Below are 14,145 nucleotides of genomic sequence, written 5' to 3' on the forward strand. Positions count from 1 at the left end.
GGCGCTGCGTGAGGCCCGCCGTGGTGAGCGGCAGGCCGCGCGCGAGGCGCGTGAGCGGCTGTCGCGCGTGTCCGAGCGGCCGTAGGCGCGTGATACCGAACGCGTCACAGCCGTCGCTGCGGTTTACAGGTGTCGCATCGGCCACCTAGTGTGGAGCCTGAGCATTGTCGAATCTTCTGGGGGAGGTGCCGATGCCGGAACTGTCTGACGTGCGCTTTATGACGGTCGCCGAGGTGGCGGAGGTCATGCGCGTGTCGAAGATGACCGTCTACCGTCTGGTGCACGCGGGGGAGTTGCCCGCCGTGCGCTTCGGACGCAGCTACCGCGTCGCGGAGAGCGCCGTCACAGAGGCCATGCAGCGGCCTGCCGCCGACGTCGGCTAGACTGTTCCGTGGGCATTTTTCGTGATGCCCGATCCCGGACGCGGCCACCCGCGTCCAGACCCCTGACATAGTGAGGTTTTCCGTGGGTTCTGTCATCAAGAAGCGCCGCAAGCGCATGGCGAAGAAGAAGCACCGCAAGCTGCTTCGCAAGACTCGCCACCAGCGCCGCAACAAGAAGTAAGCGGCCGTCGCACCGAGCGCCCCCTCGAGGGGCGCTTCGTGTTCATCGCCGACGTGTCCACTCCCGGAGTGAACGCGTACGAGGCCTGTCCGAAGGAGATCCGCCATGGAGTCCATCACGGTCCAGCAGCTGCGCGAGCGGCAGGGCATTCCGCTCATCGATGTGCGTGAGCCCGATGAGTTCGCCGCCGGTCACGTCCCCGGCGCTGTGAACCTGCCGATGTCGACCATCGGCGAACACCTCGATGAGTTGCCCGGTGGCGCGTTCGACGTCATCTGCGCCATCGGTGGCCGGTCGGCGCGTGTCGGCGAGGCTCTGGAAGCGCGCGGTCACGAGGTGACGAACGTCGTCGGTGGGACCAACGAGTGGGTCGCCGCCGGATACCCCGTCGAGCACTGACTCGAAGGTCTCGCGACATGAGCCAGGCTTTCATGCCCCACGGCGCGGCAGCGCCACTGAAAAGCTGACTCGAAGGTCTCGCGACATGAGCCAGGCTTTCGTGCCCCACGGCGCGGCAGCGCCCCTGAAAGGCTGACACCGTGACGACTCTCACGCTCGTCTCCAAGCCCGACTGCCATCTGTGCGATGTGGCCCGCGAGGTCGTCGATGTCGTCGTCGCCGAGTTGCCCGAGGACGCCGTCGAGGTCGAGGAACTGTCGATCCTCGACGACCCGGCACTGTACGAGCAATGGTGGGAGAAGATCCCGGTCGTCCTGATCGACGACCGCCTGCACGCGCACTGGCGGCTCTCGGCCGACCGACTGCGCGACGCGCTCACGGCAACGGTTGCATCGGCATCCGCTGCGTCCGCTGGAAAGGAAACCGCATGATCCGTCACGTCGTCGCGTGGAAACTCAAGACGCAGGATGCCGGCGAGCGCACCGCGCAGGCGCAGAAGATCGCGGACGACCTTTCGGCGCTGCGCGGCGTCGTGCCGTCGATCATCGACATCTCGGTCGGCCCGGACGTCGTCGGCGGTGCCAACTGGGACGTCGCTCTGGTGGCCGACTTCGCCGACGCTGCCGCGCTCGACGAGTATCAGACTCACCCGGCCCACCTGGCGGTCGTGGGTTACGTCCGCTCGGTCGTCTCCGATCGCGCGGCGGTCGACTTCGAGCTCTGATCCGGCGTCCCGCCCGCGCTCCGCGTTCGCGACCGGCGTTGCACACGTCCTGGCGGGTGGTCAGTGGTGGTCCGGGCTTGCAGGACGACGGTGTGGGTGTCGGTGTAGTCCTCCCACCCGTTCGGGTCGAAGGCACGCCGACGGCTCACTCCTCGGTCAACTCGTGTGCTTCGTGCTCGCCCCGTCCGGCTCGTTCGATGGCCGCGAGAAGTCGCTCGGCGCGTCTTTGTGCTCGGAGTGGGTGACTTTCGAGCTGGCGCCGGATGGATGGATGCTGCCGTGGTCTTGCCAGTCTCGTTCGAAGGCCAGATGGGTGGCACGTTCTTCTACGAGTATGAAGACAACCACCTGTCTGTCTCCATGGGTCGGGAAGCGTGGGGCTACCCCAAGGCGTACGCAAAGTGCGACATGATCCAGACCGAAAAGGGCGTGCGAGCGCGGGTCTGGGATTACGAAACGAACGTCTTCTCGGTGGACGTCACGTTCTGTGACACGGTCGATGACGGCGCCTGGGCAGACGTACAGCTTTACCCGCAGTTGCAGACGCGCTTCGCCACGCAGCTGGCGGGGCCGGGCTTTTCCCTGCTCGAGGTTGTCTCTCGGGACCCGTCAGTGGACTACGTGGCCAAACAGCGGTTCGTTGGGCGGGCCGAGGTCGAGATCGGACGGCTCGACCTCACGAACCGAATCCTCGATGGCGGTGGCTTCGAGATCAAGGAGGTGCTCGGGGCCGAGCTTCGAATCGGTGACTACCGGTCGACGCCCGAGAACGGCGTGCCAAAGGTCGTCAGGAAGCTCGTATGAGCCTGCCTGGGAGGCCAATGCGGAAGATACTCAGACCGTGAACGCGGCATCGACCCAGGTCGCGCTCGTCCGGCGGCCGGCAAACCGTCTTCCAGAGCCCAGCGACTTTGCCATCGTTTCGGTGAACTTGCCAGATCTCACCCCTGGGGCGTTCCTGGTCAGGAACGAGTACCTCTCGATCGACCCCTACATTCGCTCACGTCTCAACGAGGGTGTGTCTGCGTGGAGCTACTCCGTAGGCGCCGCGATCACTGGTACGGCCATTGGAAGCGTCGTGCAGTCACGCAACGAGTCGTATCCTGTCGGCGCCGTTGTGCGACACCCGCTGGGCTGGAGAGACCTCGCCCTGATCGCTCCTGAGGGGCCCGAGATTTCGAGTGAAACGGCGGCGCTCAACTACTCGGTAGAGGTGATCCGGCCGTTTCTTCGAGTCGCCCTGTCTCACTACGTTGGCGCTCTAGGTATGCCCGGCACCACCGCTTACCGGGCGATCGAGATGTGCGAACTCAAGCCCGGCGAAACACTCTTCGTGTCGGCGGCTGCGGGCGCCGTCGGCTCGATCGTCGGCCAGGCCGCGAGGCTGCTCGGGGCTGGTCGAGTGATAGGAAGCGCGGGCAGCGATGAGAAGGTCGAGCTTCTGGAGAACGATCTGGGATTCGACGCCGCGTTCAACTATCGTCGTGGCGACGTGCTTGAGAACCTGCGAGCGCGCGCCCCGGAGGGTATCGACGTCTACATTGACAATGTCGGCAACGAACAACTGCATGCGGCGTACGAGTGCATGAACGACTTCGGCAGGATCACTGCCGTGGGTTTCATATCGTCGTACAACGGTGAGCCACCACACGCCTCAAACAACTTCAGGTACGTGCACTCGAAACGCCTTGTCATCCGCGGACTGATGTACTCCGATCACGTCGCCGAGGCGCCTCGAATCGAGCGCATCATTGGGGACTGGATCGCGACGGGGCGACTTAAGGCGCGTGAGACGATATTTGAGGGGGTTGAGGCCGCGCCGTCTGCCTTGATCAGTACGCTTACTGGCTGCAGCGTCGGTAAGTCGTTGGTGCGAGTCTGAGGGCTGAGTCCACCGCGTTGTTGTTCGCGAGGCACGCTTTCGTATTGGGGCACAATCAGGACGTGGCGGCGCGTGGTGGCCCGGTTGCAGTGTCTCAGGACAAGATTCAGGCATCGGGCCGGGCGCTGAGGTCAGTGCGACGCCAGGCCGAGTGCCCTCGCGAGAATCGAGGCGGTCGCGTTGACGTGTTCGCGCGCCAGCCGTGCGGCGAGCTCGGCATCCCCTGCCTCCAATGCCGCGACGAGTTCGCGGTGATCGCGATCGACTCGATGGTCCTCGGCAGCGGAGAAGACGATCGGTGTGGAGAAGGTCCAGTAGTTGATGTCGGTGTTGCGAGCAAGAGCGCTGAGCACTTTGTTGCCGCCGGCCGAGGTGATGAGTGCATGAAAGCGACTATTGAGCGCGCTGTACTCACGTTGGTTGAGGTCGCTCGTCTCCATTTGATGGACAAGGGCGTGCAGCTGATCAAGCTCTTCGCGAGTGATGCGCTTCGCGGCCAACCCCGCAGTCACGCCCTCGAGGGCAGCGCGTGCTTCGAGGTAGTCGAGGACTTCTCGGGAGTCCAGGTCTCGCACAATCCAGCCCTTGCGCTGACCAACGAGCCCGTCGTGGCGAAGACGAAGCAACGCTTCGCGCACAGGGGTGCGGCTAACGCCAATCTCATTTGCGAGGTCAACCTCGATCAGGCGTTGGTTGGGTCGGTACTTTCCGCTGAGGATCGCATCACGCAAGCGCGCGTGCACCATGTCGGCTGTGTTCTCGTCGCCGACGGTAAGTGTCACTGCTGCCCCTTCCGACGCTGGTAAGAGTGTATACAGTCGGCGGTCCCTGCGAGACTCGCACTCGTCAGGCTGCCTCGCTCGCCGGGATGATGGCGAACGGGCCCGCGCAGGGGATTGGTGCACGGCAGGCGGACTGCCAGGCGAAATGGCTGTATACTGATCTGTATCCAGGACTGCGTGACCTCATCGAATTCCGCGCATCGCGCGCTCCCGGGTAGTCGCTACAGCTTGATGTGAACCTCCCTCGAAAGGACCCCCCTTGGACGCCATCACCGCTCCCCCCGCTCCGGTCAACGAGCCGGTCTACGATTACGCGCCGGGTTCGCCCGAGCGCGTGGCGCTCAAGGAGCAGTTGGCTGCCCTCGCCGGCGAGCAGCGCGAGTTCACGGCGTACATCGGCGGCGAATGGGTCGAGGGGACGGGCCCGGAGATCCGGGTCTCCCAGCCTCACGCGCACGCCGAGACCCTCGGTGTGATCCGCGGGTCGCTCGCGGCGGAGGGTGAGAAGGCGGTCGCGGCGACGAAGGATGCCGCCGCGAGCTGGCGTGCGTTGTCTTTCGACGAGCGGGCGGCGGTGTTCCTGCGCACGGCGGATCTGATCACGGGCAAGTACCGCGCGACGATGAACGCGGCGACGATGCTCGGTCAGGGCAAGTCCGCCTACCAGGCGGAGATCGACAGCGCCTGCGAACTCGCGGACTTCTTGCGGTTCAACGCCGCCTACGCTCGTGACATCCTCGCGATGCAGCCGGTGACCAACAGCCGCGGCGTCTGGAACCGACTCGACTACCGGCCGTTGGAAGGCTTCGTCTACGCGATCACGCCGTTCAACTTCACTGCGATCGCCGGGAACCTGCCGACGGCTCCCGCACTGATGGGCAACTGCGTCATCTGGAAGCCGTCGCCGACGCAGCAGCTCGCGGCCACGATCTTCATGGAGATCCTCATCGAGGCGGGCCTGCCCGAAGGCGTCATCAACATGCTCCCCGGCCACGGCAAAGAGGTGTCGGATGCCGTGTTGACCGACCCGGGTCTGGCCGGCATCCACTTCACCGGCTCGACCGCGACGTTCCAGTCGCTGTGGCGCACCGTCGGTGAGAACATCTCCGGCTACGCGTCGTACCCGCGGCTGGTCGGTGAGACCGGCGGCAAGGACTTCGTCATCGCGCACCCCTCCGCCGACCCCGAAACGCTCCGCACGGCGCTCGTGCGCGGCTCGTTCGACTACGCGGGTCAGAAGTGCTCGGCATCCTCTCGTGCGTACATCGCGCGGTCGGTGTGGGAGAAGATGGGCGACGACTTCGTCGCCGAGGTCGATGCGCTCAAGCAGGGCGACCCGCGTGACTTCTCGAACTACCTCGGCGCCGTCATCGACGAGCGGTCGTTCCGCAAGCAAGAGGCGGCGATCGCCCGCGCCAAGAGCGCGCCGGGTGTGCAGGTCGTCGCCGGTGGCACCACCGACGACAGCGTGGGCTGGTTCGTCCGCCCGACGGTCGCGCTCAGCGAGGACCCCACCGACGAGCTGTTCACGACGGAGTACTTCGGTCCGATCCTCGGCGTGCACGTGTTCGAGGATGCCGACTACGACAGCATCCTGTCCCTGGCTGACACGTCGTCGCCGTACGGCCTGACCGGTTCGGTGTTCGCTCGTGACCGCCGCGTCATCGAGGCTTCGAGCGATGCGCTCCGCTTCGCCGCAGGCAACTTCTATGTCAACGACAAGTCGACGGGTGCGGTCGTGGGTCAGCAGCCGTTCGGCGGCGGCCGCGCCAGTGGCACCAACGACAAGGCGGGCGCGCCGCACAACCTGCTGCGGTGGACGAGCCCCCGCTCCATCAAGGAGACGCTCGCCGCACCCACCGTCTCCGCGTACCCGCACCAGGCCGCCGAGTAGTCCCGCACGGCATCCGGTCGTGGGCTACCTCGACACGCTCGGCTACACCGACAAGCACCTGTGGGTGCGCGTCGAGGGCGACCTCGTGCGCGTCGGCGTCACCCACGTCGGTGCGGGAGCGACCGGCGACATCGTCTTCGTCGAGCTGCCGCCGCCGGGAACCCGCGTGCAGGCGGGTGGTCCGATGGGAAGCGTCGAGTCGGTCAAGTCAGTGTTCGACCTCGCCTCGCCGGTGGACGGCGTCGTCGTGCGGATCAACGATCCCGTCATCGAGCATCCCGCGTACGTCACGAGCGAGCCGTTCGGATTCGGGTGGCTGACGCTCATCCGGTTCGACTCGCCGCCGGCCGGCCTGCTCGGCCGCGCCACCTACATGGCGCTGCCGCGGCCGCCCGGCCCGGGAGGGGACGCGCCGGCGGACGGTTGAACTACGGCGCGAGGCGCGTCGGCCCGCGGAACAGGAACGTGACCTCGCGGATCGATTCCTGCCCGAGCAGCAGCATGAGCACGCGCGCAAGGCCCATGCCGAACCCGCCGTGCGGCGGCACGCCGTAGCGGAAGAAGTCGAGGTAGTGCGCCAGACCCTCCAGCTCGAGCCCCTTCTCCAGCGCCTGCGCCTCGAGCACCTCGACGCGGTGCTCGCGCTGGGCACCGGTCGTGATCTCGACGCCCTGGAACAGCAGGTCGTAGGACTTCGTGAGCCCGGTCTCGGGGTCGCGCATGTGATAAAACGGGCGGATGCCGGCGTCGTAGTCGGTCACGAACACGAACTGATGCCCGAAGGTCTCGCGCACGTGCGCGCTGACCCGGCGCTCGGACTCGGGGTCGAGGTCGCCGTCGGTGCGCGGGTTGACGTAGCCGGTCTGGGCGACGATGTCGCGGGCCTCGGCGAGCGGGATGCGCGGGAACGGAAGCGTCGGCACGACGACGTCGATGCCGAACAGCTCGGCGATCTCGTCGCCGTGCTTGTCGCGCACGGCGGCGAGCGCGTAGTGCAGCAGCTCTTCCTGCATCGTCGCGACGTCTTCGTGGGAGTCGATCCAGCTGATCTCGGCATCCACGCTCGTGAACTCCGTCGCGTGGCGGCTCGTGAAGCTCGGGTCGGCGCGGAACGCGTCGGCGATCTCGAACACCTTGCCGAAGCCGGCCGCCTGCGCCATCTGCTTGAAGTGCTGCGGGCTCTGCGCGAGGTAGGCCGTCTTCTCCTCGAAGTAGGGCACCTCGAACAGCTCGGCGCGCGACTCGGACGGGCTCGCCATCAGCTTGGGGGTGTGGATCTCGATGTAGTCGCGCTCGATCCAGTACGTGCGCATCGCGTGCTCGAGGGTCGTCTGCACGCGGAAGATGAGGTTGTTGCGGCGCTGGCGCAGGTCGATGAAGCGCCAGTCCATGCGTTTGTCGAGGCCGCTGTCGGGGGCGATCGGGGTCTCGGGCAGAGCGGATGCCGCGATCTCGAGCGCGGCGACCTTGATCTCGACGCCGCCGAGCTTGACCCGCTCGTCGTGCTTGAGGGCGCCCGTCACCGTGAGGAAGGTACCGGTGGACAGCTCGGAGATCGTCTCGGTGAGCGCGAGGGCGGCGGATGCCGCGGCATCCGCGTTCTCGTCGATCTCACGGGTCGCCGGGTTCACGAGCTGCACGGCGCCGGTCTCGTCGCGCAGGATGACGAACTGCACTTTCTTCTGATCGCGGACGGTTTCGACCCAGCCGGAGACCCGGACGGGCCCGTCTTCGCGGGACTGCAACTGGCTGACGAGGGTGCGTTCACTCACGAGGGTCCAGTCTACGTGGTTGGCGCCCAGCGCCTTCGGTCTGCCACCCCCCGCCCCCGTTCCAAAAGCAGGCTGAATGGCATCTCAAGCCCTGCCAAGCGACCGGTTCGGTCGATTCAGCCTGCTTTCGGAACGGATCGCTCCGGCGCCCCCGACTCGGGTCGAGTCACGGCTGCGCCGGGACGTCAGCGCCTGACTTTGTGAGGCTCTATACAGGTTCCCGTAACGCAGCGTGCGTATGGTCGCGGTCATGACCCCGGCATCCGACGGCTCCTGGCTCACCGCGATCGTCGACGTCGTCGTCGGACTCATGGACCTCATCGGCGCTCCCGGCGCGGGCATCGCGATCGCCCTCGAGAACCTGTTCCCGCCGCTGCCGAGCGAGGTGATCCTGCCGATGGCCGGCTTCGCGGCTGCGCGCGGCTCGTTCACGATCGTCGAGGCGCTCGCATGGACCACGGCCGGTTCCATCGTCGGCGCGTTCCTTCTCTACGGCATCGGCGCATGGCTCGGCCTGTCTCGCCTGCGTGCGCTCGTGAAGCGGATGCCGCTGCTCCACGTCGAGGACGTCGATCGCACGGTCGCGTGGTTCTCCCGCCACGGCGGCAAGGCCGTGTTCTTCGGGCGGATGATCCCGATCTTCCGCAGCCTCATCTCCATCCCGGCGGGCGTCACACGCATGCCGATGTGGCGGTTCGGCATCCTGACGTTCGCCGGCTCCCTCGTCTGGAACACGACCTTCGTCCTCGCCGGGTACCTGCTCGGTGACTCGTGGCACGTCGTGGAGACCTACGCCGACGTGCTGCAGTACGTCGTGATCGTCGGCACTCTCGCCGCCGTGACCTGGTTCGTCGTCGCCCGCGTGCGCCAGCTGCGCGGGCGGCGCGGCCCGGACGCCGACCCGGCATAGCGGCGTGACGGCCTGGGCCTGCTCCCAGCCCGGCCAAAGCCTTCGCCCACGTAGAATTGGCGGGTGCCCGCCGACCGCCTCCACCTCGTGCGCCACGGCGAGGTTTTCAACCCGCAGCGCGTGCTGTATGGGCGGCTTCCGCACTTCCGGCTCAGCGATGACGGCCGCGCGATGGCGCAGAAGGCCGCGGACCATGTCGCGAGCCTCGACCGCTCGGTGACGGCGTTATACGCGTCGCCGCTCCGCCGCACGCGCGAGTCGGCGGAGCCGTTCACGGCTGCCTTCGGCCTGGAACCGGTGATCGACGAGCGCGTCATCGAGCCCACCAACGTCTTCGAGGGCAAGCGCATGAAACGCGCCGTTCTCAACCCGATGAACTGGCGCTACCTGCTGCATCCCTCGGTGCCGAGCTGGGGAGAGCCGTATGTCCAGATCGTCGCGAGGATGGATGCCGCGATGCGCGACGCGTGGGATGCCGCCGCCTCTGGGGACGTCGTCATCGTCTCGCACCAGCTGCCCATCTGGGTGACGCACCTGGCCGTGGCGGGTGAACCCTTGAAGCACGACCCCCGCGCACGCCGATGCGCGTTGTCGAGCATCACGAGCTTCGAGCGCGACGGCGACCGCTGGCGTGAGGTGGCGTATGCCGAGCCGGCCTCCACCGCCGGCGCCGTGGACGTGGGTGCGGTATGACCGGAAAGTCTCGCCTCCCTGGGCAGGATTTCTCGCCCCGACGGCGCGACAGCGCCACGGAAAAGACGCCGCGCAAGGCTTCGGCATCCGTCCTCGCGCTCGTTCTCGCTCTGGTGCTCACCGGGGGGCTCACCGCCTGCACCGGCGCGAACGACGACCTCGCCCAGCAGTATCGCGCGGGCGGCGACAAGGGCTACATCTCGGGTGACGGCACGGTGCAGGAGATCGCGCCCGGCGACCGCGGGGACGCCGTCGAGTTCACTGGAACGGCCATCGACGGTTCGACGATCTCGAGTGCGGACTACGCCGACACGGTGCTGGTGCTGAACTTCTGGTACGCCGGATGCGGTCCGTGCCGAGCCGAGGCGCCCACGCTCGAGTCGACGTATCAGAAGCTGCGTGACAGCGGGGCGGAGTTCCTCGGCGTCAACATCTATGACGGACCAGAGACGGCTACCGCGTTCAACGAGAAGTTCGGTGTCGCGTACCCGTCACTGCTGGCGGTGGACGACGCGGATCTCAAGCTCGCGTTCGCGTCATGGACGCCGCTGAAGTCGGTGCCGATCACGCTCGTGCTCGACGCCCAGGGGCGGGTCGCGGCGCGCTTCATCGGGCAGGTCGAGAGCGAGTCGATCCTCAGATCCGTCGTCAAGACCGTGCTGGCGGAGCAGACTTGAGCGCCGGCGAGGTCGTCTTCGACGGTGCGCTGTGGCTCGCGATCCCGATCGCGATGCTCGCGGGGCTCGTCTCGTTCCTGTCGCCGTGCGTGCTGCCGCTCGTGCCGGGGTACCTCGGCTTTCTCGGCGGGGCGGTCCGCAGCCCGCGCGAATCTCCGCGGCTCGCGAGCGGCCGCGGTCGGCTCCTGCTCGGCGTCCTGCTGTTCATCGCCGGGTTCACGCTCGTCTTCGTCGCGATGGGGGTGCTGGCCGGAACCGTCGGCCGCTTCTTCATCCGGTACGACGAACTGATCACGCGGGTGCTGGGAGTCGTCGTCATCGTCATGGGGCTCGTCTTCCTCGGTGTGTTCGGCTTCGCCCAGCGCACCCTCAAGCCGAACGTCCGCTCCGGCCTCGGGCTCGTCGGTGCGCCGCTGCTGGGGATCGCGATGGGCATCGGCTGGGCGCCGTGCATCGGCCCCACCTACACGGCGATCCTGTCGATCTCGCTGACGCAGGCGGACCCGACCCGCGCCGTCGTGCTGGCGGTCGCCTACTCGCTGGGTCTCGGCATCCCGTTCGTGCTGCTGGCGGTCGGGTTCGGCTGGGCGACCCGGTCGGTTGCATTCCTACGGCGGCATATCCGCGGGGTGAACATCACCGGCGGCATCCTGCTGATCATCCTCGGCCTGCTCATGGTGACGGGTGTGTGGACGAGCGTCATGTCGCAGTTGACGGGGGTGATCGGCAGTGTCCAGCTCCCGCTCTGACGCCGCGGCCCCCGCCCGTGTCCACGGTGACGACCGCGGCACCGACGCCGATCTCACCGACCCGCTGCGCCCCGCCGACCATGCCGACGCCCCGGCCCCCGTTCGCGGCGGCGGTGACCCGGTGCAGCCGAAGCTCGGCTTCGTCGGCTGGCTGCGCTGGGGATGGCGGCAGCTGACGAGCATGCGCACGGCGCTCGTGCTGCTGCTGCTGCTCGCGATCGCCGCGATCCCCGGGTCGATCGTGCCGCAGCGCTCCGCCGACCCCAACGGCGTCATCCAGTACCAGCGTGACAACCCCGACCTGTTCCCGGTCCTCGACGGGATGCAGCTGTTCGACGTCTACTCCTCGGTGTGGTTCTCGGCGATCTACATCCTGCTGTTCATCTCGCTCATCGGCTGCGTCATCCCGCGCACGAAGCACCACTTCACAGCGCTGCGCGCGCGCCCGCCGCGCACGCCCGCGCGGCTGTCGCGCCTGGACGACCACGCCGAGACCGTGCGGACGCTGCCGTCGGGCATGCGCGACACGGATGCCGTGGCCGCGGCATCCGTCGCCGTCGATCTCGCCCAGGCGCACCTGCGCAAGGCGGGGTATCGCGTCGAGCGCTATGACACCGCGACGACGAAGTCGGTCTCCGCCGAACGCGGCTACGCGCGCGAGACGGGCAACCTCGTGTTTCACGCCGCGCTCGTCGGCGTACTGCTGTCGGTCGGAATCGGCGGCGGCCTCACCTACACCGGCCAGACCGTGCTCGTGCAGGGCGACAGCTTCGTCAACTCGCTGGGCCTCGGATACACCTCGTTCAACCCGGGCCGGTTCGTGGATGCCGACGGCCTCTCTCCCTATTCGATCGCTCTCGACAGCTTCGACGTCAGCTATGTGCCGGCGGGCGAGGCGGGGCAGGGCCAGGCGGGTGACTTCGCGGCGCACGTGACGACCCGCGCGCCGGGGCAGGACCCGCAGCAGCAGACGATCCGCGTCAATCACCCCATCGACATGGCGGGCGACCGCGTATACCTCATGGGGAATGGGTACGCGCCGACCGTCACGGTGCGAGACCCCGACGGCGACGTCGTGTTCCGCGACTCGGTGGAGTTCCTGCCGCGGGGTACCAACATGACCTCGCAGGGGGTCATCAAGGTGCCGGACGGGCTGAGCGAGCAGGTCGGCATGATCGGGTATTTCTACCCGACGGCGTACGAGGGCCACGACGGCATCTTCACCTCCGCCTACCCGTCGCTTGTGAACCCGCTCATGACGCTGTGGGTGTACGCCGGGGATCTCGGCATCGACGACGGCACGCCCCGGTCCGTGTTCACGCTCGACCCGACCGACATGACACAGCTCGCCGGCGCCGACAGCGGCACTCCAGCCCTCCAGCTCGAACCCGGGCAGACCGTGGACCTGCCGGGTGACCTCGGGACGATCACTTTCGAGGACGAGACGGCCGCCGGTGCGACCGAGCCCGTCAAGCGGTACGTGTCGCTGTCGATCCACCGCGACGTCGGCGCGCCGTGGGTGCTCGCGTTCGCCGTGCTGGCCCTGGCGGGACTGCTGGCCGCGCTGTTCGTTCCACGCCGGCGTCTGTGGGTGAAGTCGTCGGTGAAGACGTCGGCGAAGACGTCGACGGCGGAGCGCGCGCTGCAACTGGAATACGCCGGCCTCGCGCGCGGCGAGGACCCCGCGATCGCCGTCGCGGTCGCCGAACTCGTGCGCGACCACGCCGCGGCATTGGACGCGGCGGGGGTAGGGGTGGCGGCATCCGTCTCCGGTGCATCCGATGACCCCGCCGCGCCCGCGCACTCCCGCGTAGACTGACGCTCATGCCCGACGCAGGTCTCTCCCTCGACGACGTCTCCCGGCTGCTGGTCTGGACCGCGGTCGCGATCTATGCGCTCGCCTTCGTCGCCTACGCGATCGATCTGGCCCGTCGCTCCGACCTCGCGATCAAGCAGAAGGATGCCGCCGGCCAGCGCGTCCTCGTGGCCGCCGGCGCAGCATCCACATCCGCTTCCGGCACCGGTTCTTCCGCCGGGCGGGCCGCGGTCGACGCGGCGAACGGTCAGCCGATCGACGACGTGCGCGCCCAGGAGGCCGCGGCCAAGGCCGAGCTGGAGGCGCCGCTCGGTCGGCGCGCTCGTTACCTGTGGGCGCGCATCGGCACATCTCTGACGGTCCTCGGCTTCCTGTTCCACGTCGGCGGGGACGTGCTCCGTGGCATCGCGGCCGAGCGCGTGCCGTGGTCGAACATGTACGAGTTCGCCCTCACCGGCACGATGCTCATCGTCGCGGTGTATCTCGCCGTGCTCTTCCGCTACGACCTGCGCTTCCTCGGGACGTTCATCACCGGGCTCGTGGTGGTGCTGCTGGGCGGAACGGTCATCTGGTTCTACACGGCGGTCGTGCCGCTGATGGATCCGCTCAAGAGCGTGTGGCTCGTCATCCACGTCTTCGTCGCATCGCTCGCGACGGCCTTCCTGGCTCTCGCGTTCGCACTGTCCGTGCTGCAACTGCTGCAGGCGCACCGCGAGCGCCTCGCGATCGCCGCCATCGGCAGCGATGCGGCGGCCCCGGCATCCCGTCGAAGCGGACCCCGGTTCCTGCGAACTCTGCCGTCGGCGGATGCGCTGGAGTCGCTCGCCTATCGCTTCGCGATCATCGGTTTCATCTTCTGGACGTTCACGCTCATCGCCGGCGCGATCTGGGCCAACGACGCGTGGGGCCGCTACTGGGGCTTCGACACGAAGGAAGTGTGGACCTTCGTCATCTGGGTGCTGTACGCCGGCTACATCCACGCTCGCGCGACGCGCGGCTGGCGCGGGACGCGGTCGGCATGGCTGTCGATCATCGGCTTCTCGGCGGTGCTGTTCAACTTCACGATCGTCAACATGTTCTTCAAGGGTCTGCACGCCTACAGCGGCCTGAGCTGACCCCCGCTCCCGCCCGGCCCGCCCCCCCGCCGCCCGCCCCCGCACGCCCCGCCCGCGCCCCCTCCCCGCGAGAGAACACCTCAGCGCCGAGGGAACAACTCAGCGCCGAGAGAACGGGTGATAACCGTTCCCTCGGCGGCCGGTTGTTCTCTTGCGGCCGGGGCGGGG

Annotated in this window: 17 protein-coding genes; 15 read left to right on the forward strand and 2 right to left on the reverse strand. The window is 67.7% G+C overall.

Annotated elements, in window-relative coordinates; all coding sequences use genetic code 11:
- Positions 1-191 precede the first annotated feature (191 nt).
- From WBP48_RS09015 to WBP48_RS09045, 7 genes are all read left to right on the forward strand, one after another.
- Entirely contained in the window at positions 192-383 is a 192-nt protein-coding gene (locus tag WBP48_RS09015) for a helix-turn-helix domain-containing protein (RefSeq protein ID WP_424439217.1), read from the forward strand.
- Between the two features lie 82 nt (positions 384-465).
- Positions 466-564 (forward strand): 30S ribosomal protein bS22, encoded by a 99-nt coding sequence (locus WBP48_RS09020; protein ID WP_003792170.1) that lies wholly within the window; start codon positions 466-468, stop codon positions 562-564.
- A 105-nt stretch (positions 565-669) separates the two neighbouring features.
- A complete protein-coding gene (locus WBP48_RS09025) occupies positions 670-963 on the forward strand; it encodes a rhodanese-like domain-containing protein (protein WP_424439220.1) in 294 nt (97 codons plus the stop codon).
- A gap of 140 nt (positions 964-1,103) precedes the next feature.
- Complete coding sequence (locus WBP48_RS09030; protein WP_424439223.1) at positions 1,104-1,394, forward strand: glutaredoxin family protein; 291 nt, start codon at positions 1,104-1,106, stop codon at positions 1,392-1,394.
- Positions 1,391-1,687, forward strand: a complete 297-nt coding sequence (locus tag WBP48_RS09035) for a Dabb family protein (RefSeq protein ID WP_424439226.1) — start codon at positions 1,391-1,393, stop codon at positions 1,685-1,687. Before WBP48_RS09030 ends, WBP48_RS09035 begins: the two co-directional genes overlap by 4 nt.
- A gap of 267 nt (positions 1,688-1,954) precedes the next feature.
- The gene (locus tag WBP48_RS09040) at positions 1,955-2,491 is read left to right on the forward strand and encodes an acetoacetate decarboxylase family protein (RefSeq protein WP_424439229.1); all 537 of its coding nucleotides are present in this window, start codon (positions 1,955-1,957) and stop codon (positions 2,489-2,491) included.
- Positions 2,492-2,528: 37 nt separating this feature from the next.
- Positions 2,529-3,569, forward strand: coding sequence for an NADP-dependent oxidoreductase (locus WBP48_RS09045; protein WP_424439232.1), 1,041 nt, complete (start codon positions 2,529-2,531; stop codon positions 3,567-3,569).
- Between the two features lie 131 nt (positions 3,570-3,700).
- On the opposite strand, the gene WBP48_RS09050 is transcribed toward WBP48_RS09045, so the two are convergent.
- Entirely contained in the window at positions 3,701-4,351 is a 651-nt protein-coding gene (locus WBP48_RS09050; RefSeq protein WP_424439235.1) for a GntR family transcriptional regulator, read from the reverse strand.
- A gap of 259 nt (positions 4,352-4,610) precedes the next feature.
- On the opposite strand from WBP48_RS09050, the gene pruA reads away from it, so the two are divergent.
- Both pruA and WBP48_RS09060 read left to right on the forward strand, forming a co-directional pair.
- Positions 4,611-6,245, forward strand: coding sequence for an L-glutamate gamma-semialdehyde dehydrogenase (gene pruA / locus WBP48_RS09055; protein ID WP_424439238.1), 1,635 nt, complete (start codon positions 4,611-4,613; stop codon positions 6,243-6,245).
- 19 nt (positions 6,246-6,264) lie between these two features.
- A complete protein-coding gene (locus WBP48_RS09060; protein ID WP_424439241.1) occupies positions 6,265-6,672 on the forward strand; it encodes a glycine cleavage system protein H in 408 nt (135 codons plus the stop codon).
- Between the two features lies 1 nt (position 6,673).
- Here the strand turns inward: WBP48_RS09060 and aspS are convergent, their stop codons facing one another.
- On the reverse strand, positions 6,674-8,017 hold the full coding sequence (aspS, locus tag WBP48_RS09065; RefSeq protein WP_424439244.1) for an aspartate--tRNA(Asn) ligase: 1,344 nt from the start codon (positions 8,015-8,017) through the stop codon (positions 6,674-6,676).
- 250 nt (positions 8,018-8,267) lie between these two features.
- On the opposite strand from aspS, the gene WBP48_RS09070 reads away from it, so the two are divergent.
- The 6 genes from WBP48_RS09070 (at position 8,268) to ccsB (ending at position 13,977) form a co-directional block, all read left to right on the forward strand.
- Entirely contained in the window at positions 8,268-8,927 is a 660-nt protein-coding gene (locus WBP48_RS09070) for a DedA family protein (protein ID WP_424439247.1), read from the forward strand.
- A gap of 63 nt (positions 8,928-8,990) precedes the next feature.
- Positions 8,991-9,620, forward strand: a complete 630-nt coding sequence (locus tag WBP48_RS09075; RefSeq protein WP_424439250.1) for a histidine phosphatase family protein — start codon at positions 8,991-8,993, stop codon at positions 9,618-9,620.
- Positions 9,617-10,297, forward strand: coding sequence for a TlpA family protein disulfide reductase (locus WBP48_RS09080; RefSeq protein WP_424439253.1), 681 nt, complete (start codon positions 9,617-9,619; stop codon positions 10,295-10,297). Before WBP48_RS09075 ends, WBP48_RS09080 begins: the two co-directional genes overlap by 4 nt.
- Positions 10,298-10,350: 53 nt before the next feature.
- Positions 10,351-11,046, forward strand: a complete 696-nt coding sequence (locus WBP48_RS09085; RefSeq protein ID WP_424439262.1) for a cytochrome c biogenesis CcdA family protein — start codon at positions 10,351-10,353, stop codon at positions 11,044-11,046.
- Positions 11,027-12,865, forward strand: a complete 1,839-nt coding sequence (resB, locus tag WBP48_RS09090) for a cytochrome c biogenesis protein ResB (RefSeq protein ID WP_424439256.1) — start codon at positions 11,027-11,029, stop codon at positions 12,863-12,865. The genes WBP48_RS09085 and resB overlap by 20 nt, the downstream gene beginning before the upstream one ends.
- A gap of 5 nt (positions 12,866-12,870) precedes the next feature.
- On the forward strand, positions 12,871-13,977 hold the full coding sequence (gene ccsB, locus WBP48_RS09095) for a c-type cytochrome biogenesis protein CcsB (protein WP_424439259.1): 1,107 nt from the start codon (positions 12,871-12,873) through the stop codon (positions 13,975-13,977).
- The last annotated feature ends 168 nt before the right edge of the window (positions 13,978-14,145 follow it).

It is taken from the genome of Microbacterium sp., from assembly GCF_049661145.1.
Taxonomy (GTDB): Bacteria; Actinomycetota; Actinomycetes; order Actinomycetales; family Microbacteriaceae; genus Microbacterium.

What these genes read in the sequence shown, in the direction of transcription:
- WBP48_RS09035 (WP_424439226.1), top strand. Translation starts at nt 1,391, where the DNA reads ATGATCCGTCACGTCGTCGCGTGGAAACTCAAGACGCAGGATGCCGGC.
- WBP48_RS09025 (WP_424439220.1), top strand. Translation starts at nt 670, where the DNA reads ATGGAGTCCATCACGGTCCAGCAGCTGCGCGAGCGGCAGGGCATTCCG.
- WBP48_RS09015 (WP_424439217.1), top strand. Translation starts at nt 192, where the DNA reads ATGCCGGAACTGTCTGACGTGCGCTTTATGACGGTCGCCGAGGTGGCG.
- ccsB (WP_424439259.1), top strand. Translation starts at nt 12,871, where the DNA reads ATGCCCGACGCAGGTCTCTCCCTCGACGACGTCTCCCGGCTGCTGGTC.
- WBP48_RS09085 (WP_424439262.1), top strand. Translation starts at nt 10,351, where the DNA reads ATGCTCGCGGGGCTCGTCTCGTTCCTGTCGCCGTGCGTGCTGCCGCTC.
- WBP48_RS09080 (WP_424439253.1), top strand. Translation starts at nt 9,617, where the DNA reads ATGACCGGAAAGTCTCGCCTCCCTGGGCAGGATTTCTCGCCCCGACGG.
- WBP48_RS09070 (WP_424439247.1), top strand. Translation starts at nt 8,268, where the DNA reads ATGACCCCGGCATCCGACGGCTCCTGGCTCACCGCGATCGTCGACGTC.
- WBP48_RS09040 (WP_424439229.1), top strand. Translation starts at nt 1,955, where the DNA reads ATGGATGCTGCCGTGGTCTTGCCAGTCTCGTTCGAAGGCCAGATGGGT.